Source organism: Streptacidiphilus melanogenes (assembly GCF_000787835.1).
Classification (GTDB): domain Bacteria; phylum Actinomycetota; class Actinomycetes; order Streptomycetales; family Streptomycetaceae; genus Streptacidiphilus; species Streptacidiphilus melanogenes.
In genome coordinates this window covers 1-18,387 of sequence record NZ_BBPP01000077.1, presented here as the reverse complement: position 1 = coordinate 18,387, position 18,387 = coordinate 1, and the positions used below count along the sequence as shown (strand labels likewise).

Below are 18,387 nucleotides of genomic sequence, written 5' to 3'. Positions count from 1 at the left end.
TGCCGTGGTTCACGATCGGGTGCGAGATCGCGCACGCGTTCGTGTCGTTGGACCAGCTGGCCTGCTCGGTGAAGGTGCCGGTGCCCATGGCGACGTTGGCGGCGCCGCCGGCCTGGCCCGCGGCGATCCAGGCGCACTCGTCGGAGTTCTCCTCACCGGAGGAGGCGTTGGTCCAGCCGCCCGCCGGGAACTGGTCCGACATCATCTCGTGCCACTCGTGGCCGAGGGTCATCGTCCAGCCGTCCAGGGTGCCGGGGCTGTTGACGAAGCCGACGCCGCAGCCCTGGCCCGAGTCCATGTTGTAGGGCTGGTTGGAGAAGGCGAGCGGGCCGTCGGGGGAGTTGACCGCACCGCCGGTCAGCGAGGAGTCACCCGTGTAGTCGTGCCAGGCGCAGTACTGGCCCTGGTAGTTGTCCGGGTTGGTGCCGTGCGGCGAGAGGATGACGTAGTAGGTGTGGCGGTTGGAGGCGGCGGTGGTGTTGCCGAAGTGCGTGGCCGCCTTGACCGCTTCCTGGCCGAGCTGGTTGCCCGTCGCCGCGCTGGGCGAGGCGCCGGAGTTGTCGTACCAGACGCCGGACAGCACGCCGCCGCTCTGGTAGGGGACGTAGCTGGCGCCGGTGGCCGGGCAGCTGGTGGCGCCGGTGGAGACGCCGTTGCCGTCACACCACTGGGTCAGGTCCGCGGACCACAGCTCGTTGCCGGTGCCGATGCCCTTGAACATCTCCTGGGTCACCGGCGCGGCGCCGTCCGAGTCACCGGAGAAGGTGGCGTCGCCGGCGCTGTTCGTGCTCTGGGTACCCCACTGGGTGCCGTAGAAGACGAGGTAGACCTGCGACTTGCCGTCGTTGACGCCGACCCCGCCTATACCGCCGCCGTAGGACAGCGTGTTGGCGCTGGTGGCCGTCGGTGAGGCGTGGCTGTCCGCCCACTGGTTCATCTTCGCGTTCTGCGTGACCGTCGGAATCACGCCGTGCCGGTAGGAATGCCCGGTCGCCGGGTCGTACGGGTTCGCCGTGTGAGACGCGGCGGTCGCCGGCGCCACCATGCCCAGCGCCGCGGCGCCGGCCAGGGAGAGCGTCGCGAGGCCGACCATGGCCCCACGACGCGCGCCCCCACGAAGAGGTATGCCCATCAAGGAAGATCCTCTCTTGACGGCAGCACAGCGCTGCCAGGAGAACGAGGACGGGCGACAACCAAGGTCATGATCATGCCAATATTGCGCATGCACGTGCGCACTCGCACAACACCGCACAGGATCGAGCTGTCGCCACCACAACAAGTGGTGCACCTTGCCTGGAAAAGGGAACCAGGCACCTGACCACACGTCAAGAGAGCCGACAGGCGTCGCAGTTACCGATCAGTTTCCGGCTCTTTACCGCTGTGCAGCACCCGCAGACGAGCAGGATCCGCCGGGTCCCGGTCGACCACCCGGACCGGCGCCGACGGGCAAGCGGTCATCGGCCATCGGTCACTGAGACGGTCTCAGGCCGGCGGCGCGGAGGCCTTCGTGGCGGCGAGGAGCCAGCCCTTGATGCCGACCGTGTTCAGGGTGATCTCGATCGTGGCCGGCTCCAGTGAGTCGATCCGCAGCCGGCCGCCGAAGGTGGTCGTCAGGTCGTCCCTCGTCAGCCGGTACGGCACCGTGGCCCCGGGCGTCCCGGGTTGGCGGTCGCTGAAGCCCAGCATGAAGTAGCGGCCGCCGGGACGCAGCACCGCCCGCAGGTCGTCGGCGAAGGCGGGGCGGTCCAGCGGCGCGAGCATGTGGAACAGGCCGGAGTCGAGCACGGTGTCGAACCGCTCCCCCAGGGCCGTCAGCCTGCGCGCGTCGTGGTGCACGAACCGGGCCGTCAGGCCACGTCGACGGGCCTTGTCCCGCGCGGCGTCCAGCGCGCGGTCGGCCAGGTCTACGCCGGTGACGTCGAGGCCGAGACCGGCGCACATGAGCGCGTGCTCACCGGTTCCGCAGCCGACGTCCAGCACGGTGCCGCCGATGGCGCCGCGCCGCGCGAGGGCGAGGAACGCCTGCTGCGGGCGTCCGATCTCCCAGGGCGGCGGGGTGGCGTACCGGTCGTCCAGCCGCCGCGACAGCTCCGGGCCCTCCGCGTGGTCGCGCGGCGAAGGTCCAGGGGCCCCGGACGGTTCGGGTGCTTCGGCCGGTTCGGGCATGCCTAACGCCTCCGATCACCCCGAGGTCGCCGACAGGGCCACTGCCGATCGTATGCCGGAGCGCCGGACACCGCCCCCGCCCCGGCGCGCACGGGGGAGTACGGCGCCGGGGCGGGGAGTCCTCAGTCCGCGGCGGGCTCGATGGAGTCGAGCAGCGCGGTCAGCTTCTCGACGGTCTCCTGGTTGGCGCGGCCGAGCATGATCAGCGGCTTGTCGCCCAGGGGGTAGTCGGCCTGGAGGGAGGGCAGGGTGATGCCGTGACGGCCGAGCGCGGACTTGAGCCCGGTCACGAGAACCTCGCCGAGCCGGTTGACGTCGACGGTGCGGGACGAGGGGGTGGCGCGCACCGAGGCGGCCTCATCCGTGGAAGCGGGCATGGACGTGGAACCCCTTGGTCGAGCGGCGGCCGGTGAGTGTCGTTGACTCCAGGATGCTGCTGCTCAGAGGCGGTTGACATCCGGTCCGGAGAACTTGGCATGTGCCAATCCGCCGGCCCGGGCGAGGGGGTGGCGGATCGGCGCGTCGCCGGGCGGCCGTGTCGCGCTCACGCGGGCGACACCGGCTCGTCGCGGACGCCCAGCCGCCGCAGTGCGAGCTGCGCGAGCAGGGCCGCGCCGTCGGGCAGGACGGCATCGTCGAAGACCGCCTGGGACGAGTGGTTCTGCGGCGCGGTGACGTAGTCGTTCTGCGGCGGGCAGGCGCCGAGCATCAGACAGGTGCCGGGGACCCGCTCCAGCACGAACGCCATGTCCTCCGCACCCGGGGTGGGGTGCGCCGGCTCCAGGCACCGCTCGGGGCCGAACAGGTCCACGACGGCGCGCGCGGCCAGCGCGGCCTCGGCGGGGTCGTTCACCAGCGCCGGGTAGCCGTCGTGGTAGTCCACCTCGACCGTCAGACCGTGGGCGGCGGCGATGCCGGTGAGCAGGGTGCGGACGCCCTCGCGCATCCGCTCCCTGGCCTCGGTGGAGAAGGTGCGCACGGTCGCCTCGAAGCCGGCCTCGTCGGGGATGATGTTGCGCTTGGTCCCGCCCCGGATGAGGCCGACGGTCACGACGACCGGGTCACGGATGTCGAACCGCCGGGTGACGAAGGTCTGCAGTGCCGTCACCATCTCGCAGACCGCGGGGATCGGGTCGGCCGCCCGGTGCGGGGCGGAGCCGTGACCGCCCCGGCCGTGCACGGTCACCCGCAGGCCGTCCGAGGCCGCGGCGGCCGTCCCCGGACGCACGGAGAAGACGCCGAACGGAAGCCGGTTCGCCGAGACGTGCAGCGCGTACGCGGCGACGGGCGTCCCGCCGGAGGCGTCGAGCAGTCCCTCGGCGAGCATCGCGGAGGCCCCGCCGCCGTCGGTGCCCTCCTCGTCGGGCTGGAACATGAAGACCACCGACCCGGCGAACTCCGTCCGGCGGGCGGCCAGCAGTCCGGCCGCGCCGACCAGCATGGCGACGTGCAGGTCGTGGCCGCAGGCGTGCATCACGCCGGGAACGCGCGAGGCGTAGGGCAGGCCGGTGGCCTCGGTCAGCGGCAGGGCGTCCATGTCGGCGCGCAGCAGCACGGTCGGCCCGGGGCGGGCCCCGCGGAGGACGGCGGTCACCGAGGACAGCGCCGATCCGGTGCCGATCTCCAGCGGCAGCCCGTCGAGCGCGTCGAGGACCCGGCGCTGTGTGCGCGGCAGTCGGCGCCCCAGCTCCGGCTCGGCGTGGATCTCGCGGCGCAGGGCCGTCAACTCGGCTGCCATTCGGCGGGCTTCGTCACTCAGGGCGATCCGTGGTGCGGACAAGAGCGGCTACTCCTTCGTCAGGGGACCGTGATGTCCGCCAGCTTGTCCGGATCCCCCGCGCCTCCGGGAGAGGCGCGCCGCCGGGAGAGGCGCGCCGCCGACGCGGACGTCCTGCCACGGGCTGACGCGCAGAGATCGGCGCCCCCACGCCGCCCCAGGGCTGAACGGGCGCCGCTGCGCGGTCAGCTTTCCTGGGCGGCGCCGCGGGGCGGAAGGCCGGCCGCGCGGTAGATGTCGTCGAGGACGCCCATGGTGACCACGGCGTCGCGCGCCGAGGTGAGCACCTCGGCGCCGTCCAGCGCCGCCGCGGCGAAGGCCGCGAGCTGGGCGGCGTAGCTCGTGGGGCGGCGCGGAAGGCGCTCGCGGCGGACCGGGCCGCCGCCCGGGCGCGGGCGCACCGTGAGGCGGTGGTAGAGCTGCGGCATCACGAAGTTGGTGACCCGCAGCTCGCCCGCGTCCCCGACGGCGCGCGCCCGGATGCCCAGCAACCGACGGGACCACATCGACGCGCGGACGCGTCCGCTCGCGCCGCCGGGAAAGGCGAGTTCGGCGCTCATCGCGCGGTCGACGCGCGGGTCGCGGCGCAGCGTCAGCATCCGCGCCGAGGTCACCCGCGGGTCGCCGCCGAGCAGCCGGGCCATGTGGACCGCGTAGCAGCCGGCATCCATCGTCGCGCCGCCCGCCAGCCCGTAGTCGTAGCGGATGTCGCCGAACCGCGGCAGCGGGAAGCACAGTTCGGCCTCGACCCGGCGCAGCGTACCGAGTTCGCCGCTCTCGACGATCTCCCGCATCCGCGCGGCCAGCGCATGGTGGCGGTAGTGGAACGCCTCCATGACCACCAGCCCGTCGCGGGCGTTCGCCGCGTCGGCGGCGTCGGCCACCCCTTCGGCCTCGGCGCGGTTGGCCGTGAACGGCTTCTCGCACAGCACGTGCTTGCCCGCCGCCAGCGCCTTCAGCGTCCACTCGGCGTGCAGGCCGTTGGGCAGCGGGATGTACACGGCGTCCACGTCGGGATCGGCGAGCAGGGCGTCGTAGCCGGTGTGCACGGCAGGGATCCCGTGCTTGCGGGCGAACGCGTCACCCCGCAAGCGGTCGCGCGCCGCGACCGCCACCACGCTGACGCGCGGCACCGCCCGCGCTGGCTCGATCAGCGCACTCGGCGCGATGGTGGCCGCACCCAGCAGCCCGATCCGCAGATTCTCCGGCACGGGGACACTCTGCCAGTCGTCGGCGGGAAAGCAACGTCCCCCCGGCCTTCGAAGCAGGCCGGGGGGGACCGTCTGTACCGGTGCGTCCGTTATCGGACGCAGATCTGGTGTGCCGGGACCCAGGTGCGGGTCCAGTAGCCGTGGTGCCACTGGCCGCGCCGGTCGCGGGAGGCGGGGTGCCAGGTCCGCACCCACTGGCCCTTGACCACGTGGCACCGTTCGTGGCGCGCCGGGCCGTGGTGCGGCGCGGCCGACGCCGTCCCCGCCACCCCGAGCACCGCGACGCCCGTCAGCGTCACCGCGGCCGAGCCCAGCGCCACCAGCTTCGTGAACCGTCCACCCATCATCGTGTCGTCCCTTCGCGCGTCAGAAACGCCCTCTTGCAGCGGGCTTGTCCCGCCGGGCACTCCTGACACTCGCTCATGGGGGAAGCGCCGACGCCACGACCCACCGGTCCATCATCGAAGTCTCAGAAAGCCTCAATCGAACCTAAATAGTCATAGAAGCCGTCTTGTGGGCCTGGGCCTGGAGCTGGACCGGACGGGCCGAGAGGATGTGCCGGACGCCCTCGTCGGCGATGGTGTGCATGAACAGGCTCCCCTCGGTGAGGGCGAGCAGCATCCGCTGGTGGGCCCAGCCGTCGACGAGCCAGACGCGGGCGGCCTCGGCGGCGGACGGGTCGAGCTGCTCGGCGATCCGCTCGGCGCGGTCCGTGAGCCAGCCGAGCGCCTCGCGGGGCGAGGAGACGGGGCCTGCCGCCAGCCAGAACGAGCGCCCGCTGGCAGGCAGATGGGCGACCGCCTCGCACCAGTACGCGGCGAACAGCCGGTCCGCCGCGGCGTACGGGGCGGCGGCCACACGGGAGCCGTCTTCGCGACGGGCGTCGTTCGGGTGCACGGGGGCTCGTCTCCCTGGGATCGTGTCAGCGCGGGTCCCTGGCCAACCAACCTCCCCGGACATTGGCTTGTCCATGGCCACCCGAAGTCCTCACTCGATCGGGTGAACTCTGTTCACACTCCGGTCACAGAAGCGGCGCGACATCGCCGCGGACACAATGGGCCCATGGATCTCGACAACACCGAACGGTTCGTCAACTCCTGGGCGTCGGCGTGGAATACGCACGACGTGGAGGCCGTGCTCGCGCACTTCGACGAGGACGTGACCTTCTCCTCGCCGGTGGCCGCGCGCGTGCTGGGCGGCGACGGGGTGGTGCACGGGAAGGACGCCCTGCGCGCGTACTGGACCCGGGCGCTCGCGCTGGTGCCGGACCTGCGCTTCGAGGTGCTCGGCAGCTACGCGGGCGTCGACTGCCTGGTCATCCACTACCGCAACCAGGTCGGCGGACTGGTCAACGAGGTGCTCGTCTTCGACGGCCCGCTGGTGGTCCGCGGCTACGGGACATACCTCGGTGGCGACCGGCCCTCCCCCGCCGGCATCGACTGACGCCGGAAGCCGCCGAACGACACCGCGCGCCCTCCGGTACGGGAACCGGAGGGCGCGCGGAGTTCAGTTCAGCGGCGGGGCCGCGCGGCGGTGATGCCGGGAGGATCAGACCTGGCCGGCCTTCTCCAGGGCGGCGCAGCAGGTGTTGACCAGCAGGCGGGTCACCACGTAGGGGTCGACGTTCGCGTTCGGGCGACGGTCCTCGATGTAGCCCTTCTTGTCGACCTCGACCTGCCACGGGATGCGGACCGAGGCGCCGCGGTTGGAGACGCCGTAGCTGTAGACGTTCCACGGGGCGGTCTCGTGCTTGCCGGTGAGGCGCTCCTCGACACCGGTGCCGTACTGGGTGACGTGCTCCATCACGATGTCCTGCGAGGCGCCGAGCGCCTCGCACGCGGTGATGATCGCGTCGTAGCCCTCACGCATGGCCTTGGTGGAGAAGTTGGTGTGCGCGCCCGCGCCGTTCCAGTCGCCCTTGGCCGGCTTGGCGTCCAGGGAGACGACGACGCCGTAGTCCTCGGCGATGCGGTGCAGCAGCCAGCGGGCGATCCACATGTGGTCGGAGACCTCGAGCGGGCCGACCGGGCCGATCTGGAACTCCCACTGGCCGGGCATGACCTCGGCGTTGATGCCGCAGATGGCCAGGCCGGCCTCGATGCAGGCGTCCATGTGCTTCTCGACGATCTCGCGACCGACGACCTTGCCGGCGCCGACGCCGCAGTAGTACGGGCCCTGCGGGGCCGGGAAGCCGCCCTCGGGGAAGCCCAGCGGGCGGCCGTCCTCGGTCAGGAAGGTGTACTCCTGCTCGATGCCGAAGATCGACTCCTGCGCCGCGAACTTCTCGGCCACCTCGGTGAGCTTGGCGCGGTGGTTGGTCTCGTGCGGGGTGCCGTCGATGTTCAGCACCTCGCACAGGACGAGCACGTTGTCGCCGCCGCGGATCGGGTCCGGGCAGGAGAACACCGGCTTGAGCACGCGGTCCGAGGCGTGGCCCTCGGCCTGGTTGGTGCTGGAACCGTCGAAGCCCCACACCGAGAGCTCCGCGCCGTCCGCCAGGATCTTCGTCTTGGAGCGCAGCTCCGCCGTCGGCTCGGTGCCGTCGATCCAGATGTACTCGGCCTTGTAGCTCACGGGCGCAGCTCCTCGCAGGTGAAACTCGCGGTGGGTGGGGGCGATGCTGTGGCGCTCGGCGTCGCTCCGCTGCACTGGGGAGTTACGGCCTCTGCTCGAGTAGGAGACTCACAGGAGGCAATTTCCCGGCTGTTGCCCGTTTGTGAACAGCAGGTTAACCGGCCTGTGAGTGGCACAGTTCACACCGCGGTGAGCACGAGACTGACGTTGTGGCCGCCGAAACCGTAGGAGTTGGCCAGGCCCGCCCGCCATTCTCCGCGCCGCGGTGCGCCGCTGACCAGGTCGAGTTTCACCGCCGGGTCCACGTTCTCCAGGTTGCGGACCGCCGGGAGGCGCCCCTCGTACAGCGCGAGGGCGGTCACCAGCGCGCCCAGCGCGCCGGAGGCGCCGAGCAGGTGGCCCGTCATCGACTTGGTCGCGGTGACGACGGGATGGAGCCCGATCGTCTCCGCGATGACCTCAGCCTCGACGAGGTCGCCCGGGGGCGTGGAGGTGGCGTGGGCGTGCACGACGCCGACGTCCAGCGGGTCGACCTCGGCGTCGGCCAGCGCCTGGCGGATCGCTCGCCGCTGTCCGTCCGCGTCGGAGGCGGTGATGTGCGCGGCGCTGGAGGTGATGCCCGCGCCCGCGACGTGGGCGTACACGCGGGCCCCGCGCGCCCGCGCGAGGTCGGCGCGCTCCAGGACGACGAGAGCCGCGCCCTCGCCGAGCACGAAGCCGTCCCGGTCGACGTCGAAGGGACGGGAGGCCGCCTCCGGCTGGTCCTCGCGCTTGGACAGCGCGGTCATCTGCGCGAAACCGGCCATCACCGCCGCCGCCACGCACGCCTCCGTGCCGCCTGCGACGACGGCGTCGGCGCGGCCGAGCCGGATCAGGTCCAGGCCCATCGCGATCGCCTCCGCGCCGGAGCTGCACGCGCTGACCGGCGTGCGCGCGCCGCCGCCCGCGCCCAGGTCCATGCTGACCCACGCGGCGGCGCCGTTGGGCATCATCTGGGTGACGACATACGGCGAGACCTTGCGGGCGCCGTACTGCTCCAACACGTCGTCCTGCGCCAGCAGCGACCCGACGCCGCCGGTGCCTGTGCCGATGACGACCGCGAGCCGCTCCGGCGCGACCTCGGGGCGGGCCGCGTCGGCCCACGCCTCACGGGCCGTCACCAGCGCGAGCTGCTCGCAGCGGTCGAGCTTGCGCGCCTCGACGCGCGACAGCACCTCGGTCGGCTCGACGGCGAGCCGCGCCGCGATCCGCACCGGCAGCTCGCGCGCCCACGCGTCCTCGATCACGGCCGCCCCGGACCGCCCCTCGAGCATCGCCGCCCAGGTCGACGCCACGTCCCCGCCCAGCGGCGTGCTCGCCCCCAACCCCGTGATCGCGACCTCGACCAACTCTCGTGGCATGGCAGTGTCCCCTCGTGCTCGTTCGTGTGAAGCGCACGAGAAGATCATCGCCACCCGAATCCGTCCGTGCGCGGTCAACCTCAGCCTTGCACGGGCGTTCGGCCGATCGAGGCGTCGGAGTGCAGCGAGTCGGAGGGGCGGATTGTGTGGGGTTCCGACAATGCCCGAGGCCATGGGCCGCCATGGCTAAGCCCAGGGGTCCGCCAGCTCCCCGCGCTCGACGGCAAGCCGCGCCGCGCCGTCGTTGCGGTACTGCAGCGGGACGACCGACAGCGGCAGGTCCTCCCCGGTCAGTCGCGAGCGGGCCTTGACCGGCCGCAACAGCGGACGGGGGCCGGGGCCGCGCTCCATCCAGTCCGCGAGCGTGGTCCAGGTGTCGCCGAAGGGGTGTGCGAGGAGGAGCAGGACGTCCTCTGGTGGTGGCAGCATCGGCACCTCGCCCGGTGGCAGCAGCTGACGCAGTGAAGGTTCTCGGTCCGATCAGACTAGGACCGGAGCCCGCTCCACGGGGAGTCAACGCCCGAGATCCGCACGGGACGCCCAGGCGGGCGGGCTGCTCAGGCGGGCGGACCGATCACGCGGCGGGCAGGTGGGCGGCCACCAGGCTCCGTGCGGCCGCCTTCGAGGCGTCGACGACGCCTCGGTCCTGGAGCAGCCGCCCCGACGCCAGCGCCCCGTCGATCAGGAGGCCGAGGTGGCCGGCCAGCGTTTCGGGGGCGTCCGCGCCGGCGCTGCGCGCGAGCACGGTCAGCCACTCCTGGCGGCGGCGCGTGTGGGCGACGGTCGCGTCGTGCGGCGGCGAGCCGGGTTCGGCCTCGACGGCGGCGCTGACGAACGGGCAGCCGAAGAATCCGTGACGGTCGAAGGAGGCCAGCAGGGCGTCGAAGAGACCCACCAGCTGATCGGCCGGCTCGGGGCCCGCTGCGGCGGCCGCGGTCTGCAGCTTCTCCATCCACGCGTCGTCGGTGCGCCGCAGCGAGGCCGCGATCAGTTCGTCCTTGGTGCGGAAGTGGGCGTAGAGGGTGGACTTGGCGACGCCCGACTCGGCGATGACCTGGTCCACGCCGACCCCGCGCAGCCCGTGCCGGTGGAACAGGCCTGCCGCGGTGTCCAGGATCCTCTGCTCGCTCTTCGTCTTTCGCACCCGTGTCCCCATACAAGACAGACTAGTCCGTTCGATTAGCCGGGCCAACTCTTTGCGCTGCTTAATCGAACAGACTAGTCTGTCTGATTAAGCCCGCGAAGAGACCAGAGAGATGAGGTCAGCCATGCACGCCATGGTCCTCGAGCAGTTCGGCAGCCCCCTCGTCCCCCGGGAACTGCCCACGCCCACGCCGGGGCCGGGAGAGGTGCTGGTCCGGGTCCACGCCAGCGGCGTGAACCCCTTGGACACCAAGATCAGGGCCGGTGCGGCCGCCCACGCCCGCGTCCAGCCGCCCGCTGTGCTGGGCATGGACCTGGCCGGCGTGGTCGAGGAGACCGGGCCCGGCGTGGACGCCTTCCGGCGCGGCGACGAGGTGTACGGCCTGACCGGCGGCGTGGGCGCGCTGCAGGGCTCGCTCGCCCAGTACGCCGCCGTTGACGCGCGCCTGCTGGCGCCCAAGCCTACGGCGCTCGATATGCGCGAGGCCGCCGCCCTGCCGCTGGCGGTGGTCACGGCCTGGGAGGGGCTCGTCGACCGCGCCGGGGTCCGCCCCGGTCAGCGGGTCCTGGTCCACGGCGGGGCCGGCGGCGTCGGCAGCGTCGCCGTCCAGATCGCCGCCGCGCACGGCGCGGAGGTCTACGCGACCGGCTCGCCGCGCAGCCTGGACGTCATCCGTGCACTGGGCGCGACCCCTGTCGACCGCACCGCCGTCCCTGTCGAGGAATACGTGGCCGAGCACACCGACGGCGAGGGATTCGACATCGTCTTCGACACCGTCGGCGGCGCCGTCCTCGACGCCTCCTTCACCGCGGCCCGCACCTACACGGGCCACGTCGTCAGCGCGCTCGGCTGGGGCACGCACAGCCTCGCGCCCCTGTCCTTCCGCGGCGCCACCTACTCCGGCGTCTTCACCCTGCTGCCGATGCTGACCGGCCGCGGCCGCGAACACCACGGGGAGATCCTCCGCAAGGCCACACAGCTGGCCGACCGCCGGCTGCTGCGACCGCTGCTCGACCCCCGCCGTTTCACGCTCGACACGGTCGCCCGGGCGCACACCGAGGTCGAACAGGGCACCGCCGCCGGGAAGATCGTCGTCGACGTCGTCTGAACGCCGGGATCAGCCCTGATACCGCGCAAGGCGGAGCAGGTAGCCGCCCGCCGCGGCGGCCAGCACCGCCATGGCGGCGGCGAAGTACAGCCCCGCGTCCTGCAGGCCGACCACGGCGTCCATCAGACCGATGCCCACCACCGGCAGCGAGATCCCCGCATAGGCCGCGAGGAAGAACGCGGAGATGACCTGGCCCCGCTCCGCGGCCGGGGCCATCGCGGCCAGCCGGCTCACGGCCCCGCGCAACGCGAAACCCTGCCCCGCGCCGCCGATGACGGCGCTCAGCACGAGCAGCGCGAGCGACCGCCACTCCAGCCCGCCCGCCAGCAGGACCAGGCCCACCACGAGCAGACCGCAGCCGACCGGCAACGCCCGCGCGGCGCCCATACGCCCCGCGAGCAGCTGCCCGGCCATGGATCCGGCGAAGACGACCAGGACCACGAGACCCACGACGGCCAGGTTGGTCACGCCCAGGTACAGGCTGAGAAACGCGGGGGCGACCGAGGTGAAGACACCGAGCAGCGCGAACCCGGCGAAGCCCGCCACCGCCGACGGGACGAAGACCGCTCGCACGGACGCCGGCACCGCGGGCAGCCGCACCCGGGCCGCGGACCAGGGCTGCGGATCGGGCACCGTCTCCGGCAGCGAACGCAGCGTCGCGGCCGCCACCGCCAACAGCGCCAGATGCACCGCGTACGGCAGGCGCAGCGGCCACGGCGCGTACTGGGCGAGCGTGCCGGAGACCACCGGGCCGAGACCGAGACCGCCCATGTTCGCGGCCGTGGCCACCAGGGCGGCCCGGTTCCGTCCCTCCGGGGGCGCCAGCTCCACCACGTACGCGGTGGCGGCCCCGGTGAACAGCCCGGCCGAGAAGCCCGAGCAGAGCCGGCCCGCGAACAGCAGCGGCAGCCCATGGGCCGTCAGGAAGCAGACCGCGCTGGCGGCGGCGAAGGCCACGCCCACCAGGGCCACCCGGCGTCGCCCGACGACGTCCGACAGCCCGCCACCGAACGTGAGGACCCCCATCACCGCCACGGCGTAGACCGCGAAGATGACGGTGACCATCAGCTCGGAGAAGCCGATCTCCTGCCGGTACAGGCCGTACAGCGGCGTCGGCAGGGTGGTGCCTACCATCACGATGGCGAACACCCCGGCTGCCCCCGCCTCGGGAAGAGCGGCGAACACCGACCGACGGCCTCTCTGCGGTCGAAGCGTGACCATGACTCCCACCGTAGCCTCGGCACGCCGGACCTTCCCGTCCACGCGAAGGGCTGACCAGGGCCGCGCCGACCGGTGCCGTCACCCCGCCGCGACGATCACCGCACCGCCCACGAGCGCGTCACGCAACGCGCCCGACCGGTCAGGGGCCGCGCCCGGGAGGCGACGGCTTGTCCGTCAGCGGGCCGCCCCCGGTTCGGGTCGCTCGCGCTCATTGTCACCCGTTCGCGGCGGCACCCAGTGTGAGCGCCTGGAGCCCACCCGACCGGTGCTGCTCACAAGACCGGTGCTGCTCACACGACCGGTACGTCGACCAGCGTCGTGCCGACGCGCTCGGCCAGCGCCTCACCGGCGGTCGTCTCGGCGAGCCACGTCTCGAACCCGGGCACGCTCTCCTCCGGCACGCCCACCTCCACGACCACACCGTGCGCCTCGTAGGCGACGTCCCGCACGACGTATCCGGCCGCGCGCAGGTCGTTCTCCAGCCGCCCCGCGCGCACGTGGTCCGTGTGGACGGCGAGCAGGGCGACCGGGCGGCGTTCGACGAGCCCTACCTCGTCGAGCGCCTCGGCCACCACACCGCCGTAGGCACGGACCAGCCCGCCCGCACCGAGCAGGACGCCGCCGAAGTAGCGGGTCACCACCGCGACGGTGTCGGTGACGCCGCGTCGGCGCAGCACCTCCAGCATCGGTGCCCCGGCGGTCCCCGCGGGCTCGCCGTCGTCGTTGGACCGCTCACGGCGGGGGTCGTCGCCCACGACGAAGGCCGTGCAGTTGTGCCGCGCGTCCCAGAACTGCTTGCGGATCCCTGCGACGAAGGCCTGCGCCTCGGCCTCGTCCCGCACGCGGGCGAGATGGCAGATGAAGCGGGACTTCTTGATCTCGATCTCGTGGACGCCCGGTCCGGCCACGGTCAGATACGGCACGGACTCGCCTCCACCTTCACCTGTTCTCCCCCGCTCTCCTCCCGGCCAGCCTACCTGCGCCATCGCCGCCCGAGCTGCTGACCAGGGCGCCGCCTGGGGCGCTGAGCAGGGCGGCTGCACGCCGCCCGACCCAGCCGCTACGGTGGGCGCGATCATTCGGGGGAATACGGGAACACCGGGGAGTCCGGGGAAACCGGGGGAGGATCGGGCGTGTTCGGAATCATTCGGCCCTGTCGGCACCGCCTGACGGAACGTCTGCTGGAGAGCTGGACGGCTCATCTGTGCGGACTGTGCCTGGCACTGCGCGACGGTCACGGCCAACTGGCCCGCACCGCGACCAACTACGACGGACTGATCGTCTCCGTGCTCGTCGAGGCCCAGACCGCGAGCCGGCCGGACGGCCGCCGCAAGGCCGGCCCGTGTCCGCTGCGCGGCCTCCGCACCGCGCCCGTCGCCCAGGGCGAGGGCGCCCGGTTGGCCGCCGCGGTCTCGCTGGCGCTCGCCTCCGCCAAGATGCGCGACCACGTCGACGACCGGGACGGCCTGTTCGCCCGTCGCCCGGTCGCCGCGGCCGCGGGCGGCGTGGCGGAGCGGTGGCGCCGACAGAGCCGGACGGCCGGAACGTCCCTGGGCTTCGACGCCGAAGGGCTGTTCGCAAGCCTGGCGCGGCAGGTCGAGGTGGAGGCGGCCGCGGGTCTGGGCTCCTCGGTGCTGCTGGTGACGGCCCCGACCGAGGAGGCCACGGCGCTGGCCCTCGAGCACACCGCCGTGCTCGCGGGCCGCCCCGGCAACCGCACCCCGCTGCGCGAGGTGGGCCGCTACTTCGGCCGCCTCGCCCACCTCCTGGACGCGGTCGAGGACCTGAGCACCGATCAGCAGACCGGCGCCTGGAACCCGCTGGTCGCCACCGGCACGACCACGGCGGAGGCCGAGCGCCTGTGCCGTGACGCGGTCCACGGCATCCGGCTCGCCCTCGCCGAGGTCGAGATGGTCGACGGCACCCTGGCGCACCGCCTGCTCGCGCACGAGACCGAGGCCGCCGTCCGGCGCGTCTTCGGCCACGCCCACAACTCCTGGAACCCGCCCCCGGCAGGCCCCAACCCGTACGGCGGCGGCCCGAACCCGTATGCCGGCCCGGGCGGGGCCAACCCGTACGGCAGCCCCTACGCCGGCGGCCCCACCGGGAACGGTGGCCCCGGCGGCGGGCCCTTCGGAGGTGGGCCTTTCGGAGGTGGGCCACTGCCCCCGCCCCCGCCGCCGATGCCGCCGCAGCGCAACGGCCTGCTGCGCGCCTGCGGCATGTGGGCGCTGCTCTGCTGCACCTGTCAGGCCTGCTGCCGCGAGGAGTACCCGAACCCCTGCAACGGGCGTCCGATGCACGGGGCTTGCCGGGACGCGGACTGCTGCGACGGCTGCGACTGCTGTGAGTGCTGCGAATGTTGCGAGTGCCTCGAATGCTGCGACTGCAGCTGTTGAGCGGACGGGCGACCCGCACGGTCAGCCCGGCGTGAGCGAGCCCCTCGCGGCCCGGTCCGCGAGGGCGCGGACCTCCGCCGCGTAGACCGGCCAGGTCTCGCGGGAGAGGAAGTGGCCCACGCCGGGGATGATCCGCAACTGCGCACCGGGAACGGCCGCGGCGATGTCACGGGCGGCGGCCACCCGCAGCAACGGGTCGTCGCCGCCGTGCAGGACCAGCGTCGGCGCGGTGATACGGCCGATCGACCCGCCGTTCCACTTCGCGCCGACCTGGCGGCTCTGCGCCTTCGCGTCGCGGAAGCTGCTGACGCCGTGCGCGGCCTCCTTGGCGACGAGTTCCCGGACGTCCCACTCCCCCAACTCCTGCCTCGGCGAACCGAGGCGACGCGCGACGGCGACGGCCAGCGCGAGGTCGCCGGCCGGGGAGTCGGGGAAGCGGAGCCTGCTGAATCCGGCCACCGTCTCGAGGCGCACATAGCGCAGCAGCCGCAGCCCCTTCGCATCGGCGGGCACCGCCGATGAGGTCGTCACGGTGCGCACCCGCCCGGGGTGGCGGACGGCCGTCCGCTGCGCGACCGCGCCGCCCAGGGAGTGTCCGAAGAGGTGGGCCCGGCCCCAGCCCAGCGCGTCCATCACGGCGACGGCGTCGTCGGTCTGGTCCTCGGCGCTGTAGGCGGGGGCGCTGCGCCGCAGCAGTGACTGAAGGGGCGAACCGACGGGCTCGTCGGGCAGATGAGTGGACTCGCCCGCGTCGCGCTGGTCGTAGGCGACGACGTGGAAGTCGCGGCGCACCAGTTCGTCCACCAGCCCGTCGGGCCACCAGAAGCGTGAGGTGCCCAGGCCCATGCAGAGCAGCAGCGGTTCGCCGCCGACGCCGCCGAGGTCCTGGTAGGCGATCCGGACGTCCCCGTTGTCGGCATACCTGGGCATGAGACCTCCCGTGGGCCTGTCGATTTCGCGAGCACCATTCGCAATCGTCGTTCGCGAACACTGTACGCGAAAGGTAGGCTGGCGACAACGAGGGAGGTCACGACGGTGGCAGCACGGCAGGCAGCCCAGGGCGGTCGGCAGGATGAGCTGGTGATCTGGATGCGACCGGAACAGGCCTCCGTCGGCCGGCCGGCCGAGCGCAGCCGTGCCGAAATCACAGCCGCGGCCGTCGAACTGGCCGACCGAGAGGGCCTGGACGCCGTGTCGATGCGCCGTGTCGCCGCAGCTCTCGGCACCGGCGCCGCCTCGCTCTACCGCTACGTCGCCACCCGGGACGACCTCCTGGACCTGATGACCGACAGCACCGCGGCCGAATACGAGCTCGCCGCGCCCACCGGCGACTGGCACGCCGACCTGTTGGCAGTCGCCGCACAGGCACGCCGCATCATGCTCCGACACCCCTGGCTACCCGCCCTGGTCGTCACCCGTCCGACCCTCGGCCCCCAGGGCGTCGACCTGCTGGAGCACGTCCTCGACGCCCTGGCCGACCACCCTGCCTCGGCGGCAAGGAAGTTGGAGGCCTTCGCCATGCTGAACGCCGTCACCGCGCAGTTCGTGCAGCACGAGGTGTCCACCACGGACGCCGCAAGCCTGCGCCAGGCGGTCTACTTGCAGCACGTCGCCGCAGCCGGCCACCACCCGCGCATCGCTGCCCTGATGACCTCGCCGGGGGTCCCCGACGAGGCCGCGCCGCCGAGCGCGGACGACCACTTCAGGGCCGTGGCCGGCCGCGTCCTCACCGGCGTGCTGAGCTGAGTTCCAAGGCCGGGCTAGGCCGTCAAGTACCGCTTCAGGAAGGCGACTTCCGCCTCGACAGCGCGTTCGTGCTCCGCCAGGAACGGCGCATAGTGCCCGCCCGGCAGATGGAGGACCTCCGCGCGCGGCGCGCGACCTGCGGCCGTGAGCGCCGGCGCGGGAGGCGCCGACCGGTCGTCGTCGCAGACCACGACGAGCAGCGGGCACCGCACACGGGAGACGTGGCGTCCCGACGACGCGAAGGCGAGCCGCAGCGCGGAGCGGGCCGCAACCACCTGCCGCCACTCCGGATAGGAACCGTTCTGATCCAGCGGACTCGGCGTGACGACAGCATCGGGCGTCGTCAGCACAGCCACCTCACCACGACGCCCCGACAGCGGCACCGCCCGCGACGGCCGACCGAGGCGTGATCCGATCTCGTCGACCAGGCCGCGGCCGAGCAGTCGCGCCATCGCCAACGGGCTCTGATAGCGGGCGGCGTTCACGCCGGCCGAGGGCCCGCCGAGACCGGGCGTCTGGGCGACCACCGCGGACACGCCCGGCTCGCTCGCGGCGACATCGAGGACCTGGCCTCCCGTGGCCGAGAAGCCCCAGAGCGCCAGCCTGCCCGCGTCAACCCCCGGGAGGCTCGGTGCGAACGCCAACGCCGCCGCCCAGTCAGCAAGTTGACTGCGGGGCGACACGACCGGGCAGGGCCCCTCCCCGCTCTCGCCCAGGCCCCGGAAGTCGAAGGCGAGGACATGAAACCCCGCCTCCTGGAACCGCGCGGCGAAGCGGTCCGTGCCCGGCCCCTTCGGGACCGCGAAACCGCCCGCCATGACCACGCAGGCACTCCCGCGTCCCGGATAGTGCCAGGCGACGCACTCCGCGCCGCCACTGTCGAAACGCACCTTCTCGCGCTGCGCGCGCCGTACCGATACGTCCATGTCGACCTCCGAGTCGACCCGACCGGATTGACTTTCCGCCTCAAGTGAACCATGTGGTTCACTTTGCGTCCACACCTGGCCCGTCGGCGGCGGCCTCCTCGCGTTCCAGCGCACGCAGCAGCGCCTCGAAGCCCGCCGCCACCCCGTCCTCGTCCCCGCTGATCAGCCGCTCCAACAGAAACCCGCGGAGAGCGCCGAGGATCATCTCCGCCACACCCCGCTTCCGCCGCTCCGACCACTGCGGCGGACAGAGTCCGGCGAGGATCGGCAGATACTGCTCGGAGGCATGCCGGCCGAGCTCGCGATACCGCTCGGGGTCGTACATCGCCAGGCCCATCGCCTGGTCCAGCACCCGTGCCAGGCCCGCCTCCTCGCCCATCAGCAGGGGCCACACGACACGGATGCGATCCGCGAGCGACGTGTCCGCCGACTCTTCCGCCAAGGAGCCGACGGCGTGGTCGATCCGCCGCTGCCGTAGCTTGGCCACCGCCTGGCGCAGCAGATCCTCCGCGCCGTCGAAGTGATAGAGCAGAACCTTGTGCGTCGTTCCGGCGGCACGCGCCGCGCGCCGCAGCGAGAAGTCGACGAGCCCGTTCACGGCAAGGTCGTCGGTGACCTTCTCCAGAAGTTCCAGCCGACGCGCCTCGCCCCGAGGCGTCCCGGTCGACCGTGGGTAACTCGCGTTCGTCTCCACCAGCGGAGCGTACAACGCCAC

At 72.8% G+C, this 18,387-nt stretch carries 20 protein-coding genes; 4 read left to right on the top strand and 16 right to left on the bottom strand.

Annotation, left to right across the window (positions count from 1 at the left end):
- The 7 genes from TR49_RS38130 to TR49_RS38100 all read right to left on the bottom strand — a co-directional run.
- Window positions 1-1,132 (bottom strand): hypothetical protein (locus TR49_RS38130; protein WP_201776280.1); only part of this gene is annotated, 1,132 nt, incomplete at its 3' end.
- Window positions 1,133-1,482: 350 nt separating this feature from the next.
- Window positions 1,483-2,166, bottom strand: a complete 684-nt coding sequence (locus TR49_RS38125; protein ID WP_084725831.1) for a class I SAM-dependent methyltransferase — start codon at window positions 2,164-2,166, stop codon at window positions 1,483-1,485.
- Between the two features lie 122 nt (window positions 2,167-2,288).
- Window positions 2,289-2,543, bottom strand: a complete 255-nt coding sequence (locus tag TR49_RS38120; protein ID WP_152627691.1) for a hypothetical protein — start codon at window positions 2,541-2,543, stop codon at window positions 2,289-2,291.
- 167 nt (window positions 2,544-2,710) lie between these two features.
- Window positions 2,711-3,904: a M20 metallopeptidase family protein gene (locus TR49_RS38115; RefSeq protein ID WP_042390730.1), complete on the bottom strand. Its 1,194-nt coding sequence runs from the start codon at window positions 3,902-3,904 to the stop codon at window positions 2,711-2,713.
- Between the two features lie 224 nt (window positions 3,905-4,128).
- Window positions 4,129-5,154 (bottom strand): Gfo/Idh/MocA family protein, encoded by a 1,026-nt coding sequence (locus TR49_RS38110; RefSeq protein ID WP_042390729.1) that lies wholly within the window; start codon window positions 5,152-5,154, stop codon window positions 4,129-4,131.
- Between the two features lie 89 nt (window positions 5,155-5,243).
- Window positions 5,244-5,501: a hypothetical protein gene (locus tag TR49_RS38105; RefSeq protein WP_042390728.1), complete on the bottom strand. Its 258-nt coding sequence runs from the start codon at window positions 5,499-5,501 to the stop codon at window positions 5,244-5,246.
- 142 nt (window positions 5,502-5,643) lie between these two features.
- Window positions 5,644-6,051 (bottom strand): hypothetical protein, encoded by a 408-nt coding sequence (locus tag TR49_RS38100; RefSeq protein WP_042390727.1) that lies wholly within the window; start codon window positions 6,049-6,051, stop codon window positions 5,644-5,646.
- Between the two features lie 165 nt (window positions 6,052-6,216).
- Here TR49_RS38100 and TR49_RS38095 point away from each other — a divergent pair, with 165 nt between their 5' ends.
- Window positions 6,217-6,597, top strand: a complete 381-nt coding sequence (locus tag TR49_RS38095; protein WP_042390726.1) for a nuclear transport factor 2 family protein — start codon at window positions 6,217-6,219, stop codon at window positions 6,595-6,597.
- A gap of 105 nt (window positions 6,598-6,702) precedes the next feature.
- On the opposite strand, the gene glnII is transcribed toward TR49_RS38095, so the two are convergent.
- The 4 genes from glnII to TR49_RS38075 form a co-directional block, all read right to left on the bottom strand.
- Complete coding sequence (gene glnII / locus TR49_RS38090) at window positions 6,703-7,728, bottom strand: glutamine synthetase (RefSeq protein WP_042390725.1); 1,026 nt, start codon at window positions 7,726-7,728, stop codon at window positions 6,703-6,705.
- Window positions 7,729-7,907: 179 nt separating this feature from the next.
- Window positions 7,908-9,128 carry a beta-ketoacyl-[acyl-carrier-protein] synthase family protein gene (locus tag TR49_RS38085; RefSeq protein ID WP_042390724.1) on the bottom strand — a complete coding sequence of 407 codons (1,221 nt, stop codon included), beginning with the start codon at window positions 9,126-9,128 and terminating at the stop codon, window positions 7,908-7,910.
- A 186-nt stretch (window positions 9,129-9,314) separates the two neighbouring features.
- Entirely contained in the window at window positions 9,315-9,557 is a 243-nt protein-coding gene (locus TR49_RS38080; protein ID WP_042390723.1) for a hypothetical protein, read from the bottom strand.
- Between the two features lie 145 nt (window positions 9,558-9,702).
- Window positions 9,703-10,272 (bottom strand): TetR/AcrR family transcriptional regulator, encoded by a 570-nt coding sequence (locus TR49_RS38075; protein WP_236653727.1) that lies wholly within the window; start codon window positions 10,270-10,272, stop codon window positions 9,703-9,705.
- A 124-nt stretch (window positions 10,273-10,396) separates the two neighbouring features.
- Between TR49_RS38075 and TR49_RS38070 the strand changes: the two genes are divergently transcribed.
- Complete coding sequence (locus TR49_RS38070) at window positions 10,397-11,380, top strand: zinc-dependent alcohol dehydrogenase family protein (protein WP_042390720.1); 984 nt, start codon at window positions 10,397-10,399, stop codon at window positions 11,378-11,380.
- A 9-nt stretch (window positions 11,381-11,389) separates the two neighbouring features.
- On the opposite strand, the gene TR49_RS38065 is transcribed toward TR49_RS38070, so the two are convergent.
- Together TR49_RS38065 and TR49_RS38060 are read right to left on the bottom strand one after the other, a co-directional pair.
- Complete coding sequence (locus tag TR49_RS38065) at window positions 11,390-12,601, bottom strand: MFS transporter (protein ID WP_268874166.1); 1,212 nt, start codon at window positions 12,599-12,601, stop codon at window positions 11,390-11,392.
- A gap of 290 nt (window positions 12,602-12,891) precedes the next feature.
- A complete protein-coding gene (locus TR49_RS38060; protein ID WP_236653726.1) occupies window positions 12,892-13,524 on the bottom strand; it encodes a YigZ family protein in 633 nt (210 codons plus the stop codon).
- Window positions 13,525-13,734: 210 nt separating this feature from the next.
- On the opposite strand from TR49_RS38060, the gene TR49_RS38055 reads away from it, so the two are divergent.
- Complete coding sequence (locus tag TR49_RS38055) at window positions 13,735-15,000, top strand: DUF5685 family protein (RefSeq protein WP_042390716.1); 1,266 nt, start codon at window positions 13,735-13,737, stop codon at window positions 14,998-15,000.
- Between the two features lie 21 nt (window positions 15,001-15,021).
- Here the strand turns inward: TR49_RS38055 and TR49_RS38050 are convergent, their stop codons facing one another.
- Window positions 15,022-15,930, bottom strand: a complete 909-nt coding sequence (locus TR49_RS38050; RefSeq protein ID WP_042390714.1) for an alpha/beta fold hydrolase — start codon at window positions 15,928-15,930, stop codon at window positions 15,022-15,024.
- Between the two features lie 105 nt (window positions 15,931-16,035).
- On the opposite strand from TR49_RS38050, the gene TR49_RS38045 reads away from it, so the two are divergent.
- The gene (locus TR49_RS38045) at window positions 16,036-16,746 is read left to right on the top strand and encodes a TetR/AcrR family transcriptional regulator (RefSeq protein ID WP_236653725.1); all 711 of its coding nucleotides are present in this window, start codon (window positions 16,036-16,038) and stop codon (window positions 16,744-16,746) included.
- Window positions 16,747-16,760: 14 nt separating this feature from the next.
- Here TR49_RS38045 and TR49_RS38040 read toward each other — a convergent pair whose 3' ends face one another.
- Both TR49_RS38040 and TR49_RS38035 read right to left on the bottom strand, forming a co-directional pair.
- Window positions 16,761-17,786, bottom strand: coding sequence for an alpha/beta hydrolase (locus TR49_RS38040; protein ID WP_236653724.1), 1,026 nt, complete (start codon window positions 17,784-17,786; stop codon window positions 16,761-16,763).
- On the bottom strand, window positions 17,731-18,387 hold a 657-nt coding region (locus tag TR49_RS38035; protein WP_369405370.1), incomplete at its 5' end, for a TetR/AcrR family transcriptional regulator. The genes TR49_RS38040 and TR49_RS38035, both read right to left, overlap by 56 nt.

Excerpts from the sequence above, each read along its gene's own strand:
- TR49_RS38065 (WP_268874166.1), bottom strand. The coding sequence starts at position 12,601 with ATGGTCACGCTTCGACCGCAGAGAGGCCGTCGGTCGGTGTTCGCCGCT.
- TR49_RS38105 (WP_042390728.1), bottom strand. The coding sequence starts at position 5,501 with ATGATGGGTGGACGGTTCACGAAGCTGGTGGCGCTGGGCTCGGCCGCG.
- TR49_RS38125 (WP_084725831.1), bottom strand. The coding sequence starts at position 2,166 with ATGCCCGAACCGGCCGAAGCACCCGAACCGTCCGGGGCCCCTGGACCT.
- TR49_RS38095 (WP_042390726.1), top strand. The coding sequence starts at position 6,217 with ATGGATCTCGACAACACCGAACGGTTCGTCAACTCCTGGGCGTCGGCG.
- TR49_RS38120 (WP_152627691.1), bottom strand. The coding sequence starts at position 2,543 with ATGCCCGCTTCCACGGATGAGGCCGCCTCGGTGCGCGCCACCCCCTCG.
- TR49_RS38050 (WP_042390714.1), bottom strand. The coding sequence starts at position 15,930 with ATGCCCAGGTATGCCGACAACGGGGACGTCCGGATCGCCTACCAGGAC.
- TR49_RS38115 (WP_042390730.1), bottom strand. The coding sequence starts at position 3,904 with ATGGCAGCCGAGTTGACGGCCCTGCGCCGCGAGATCCACGCCGAGCCG.
- TR49_RS38070 (WP_042390720.1), top strand. The coding sequence starts at position 10,397 with ATGCACGCCATGGTCCTCGAGCAGTTCGGCAGCCCCCTCGTCCCCCGG.
- TR49_RS38080 (WP_042390723.1), bottom strand. The coding sequence starts at position 9,557 with ATGCTGCCACCACCAGAGGACGTCCTGCTCCTCCTCGCACACCCCTTC.
- TR49_RS38085 (WP_042390724.1), bottom strand. The coding sequence starts at position 9,128 with ATGCCACGAGAGTTGGTCGAGGTCGCGATCACGGGGTTGGGGGCGAGC.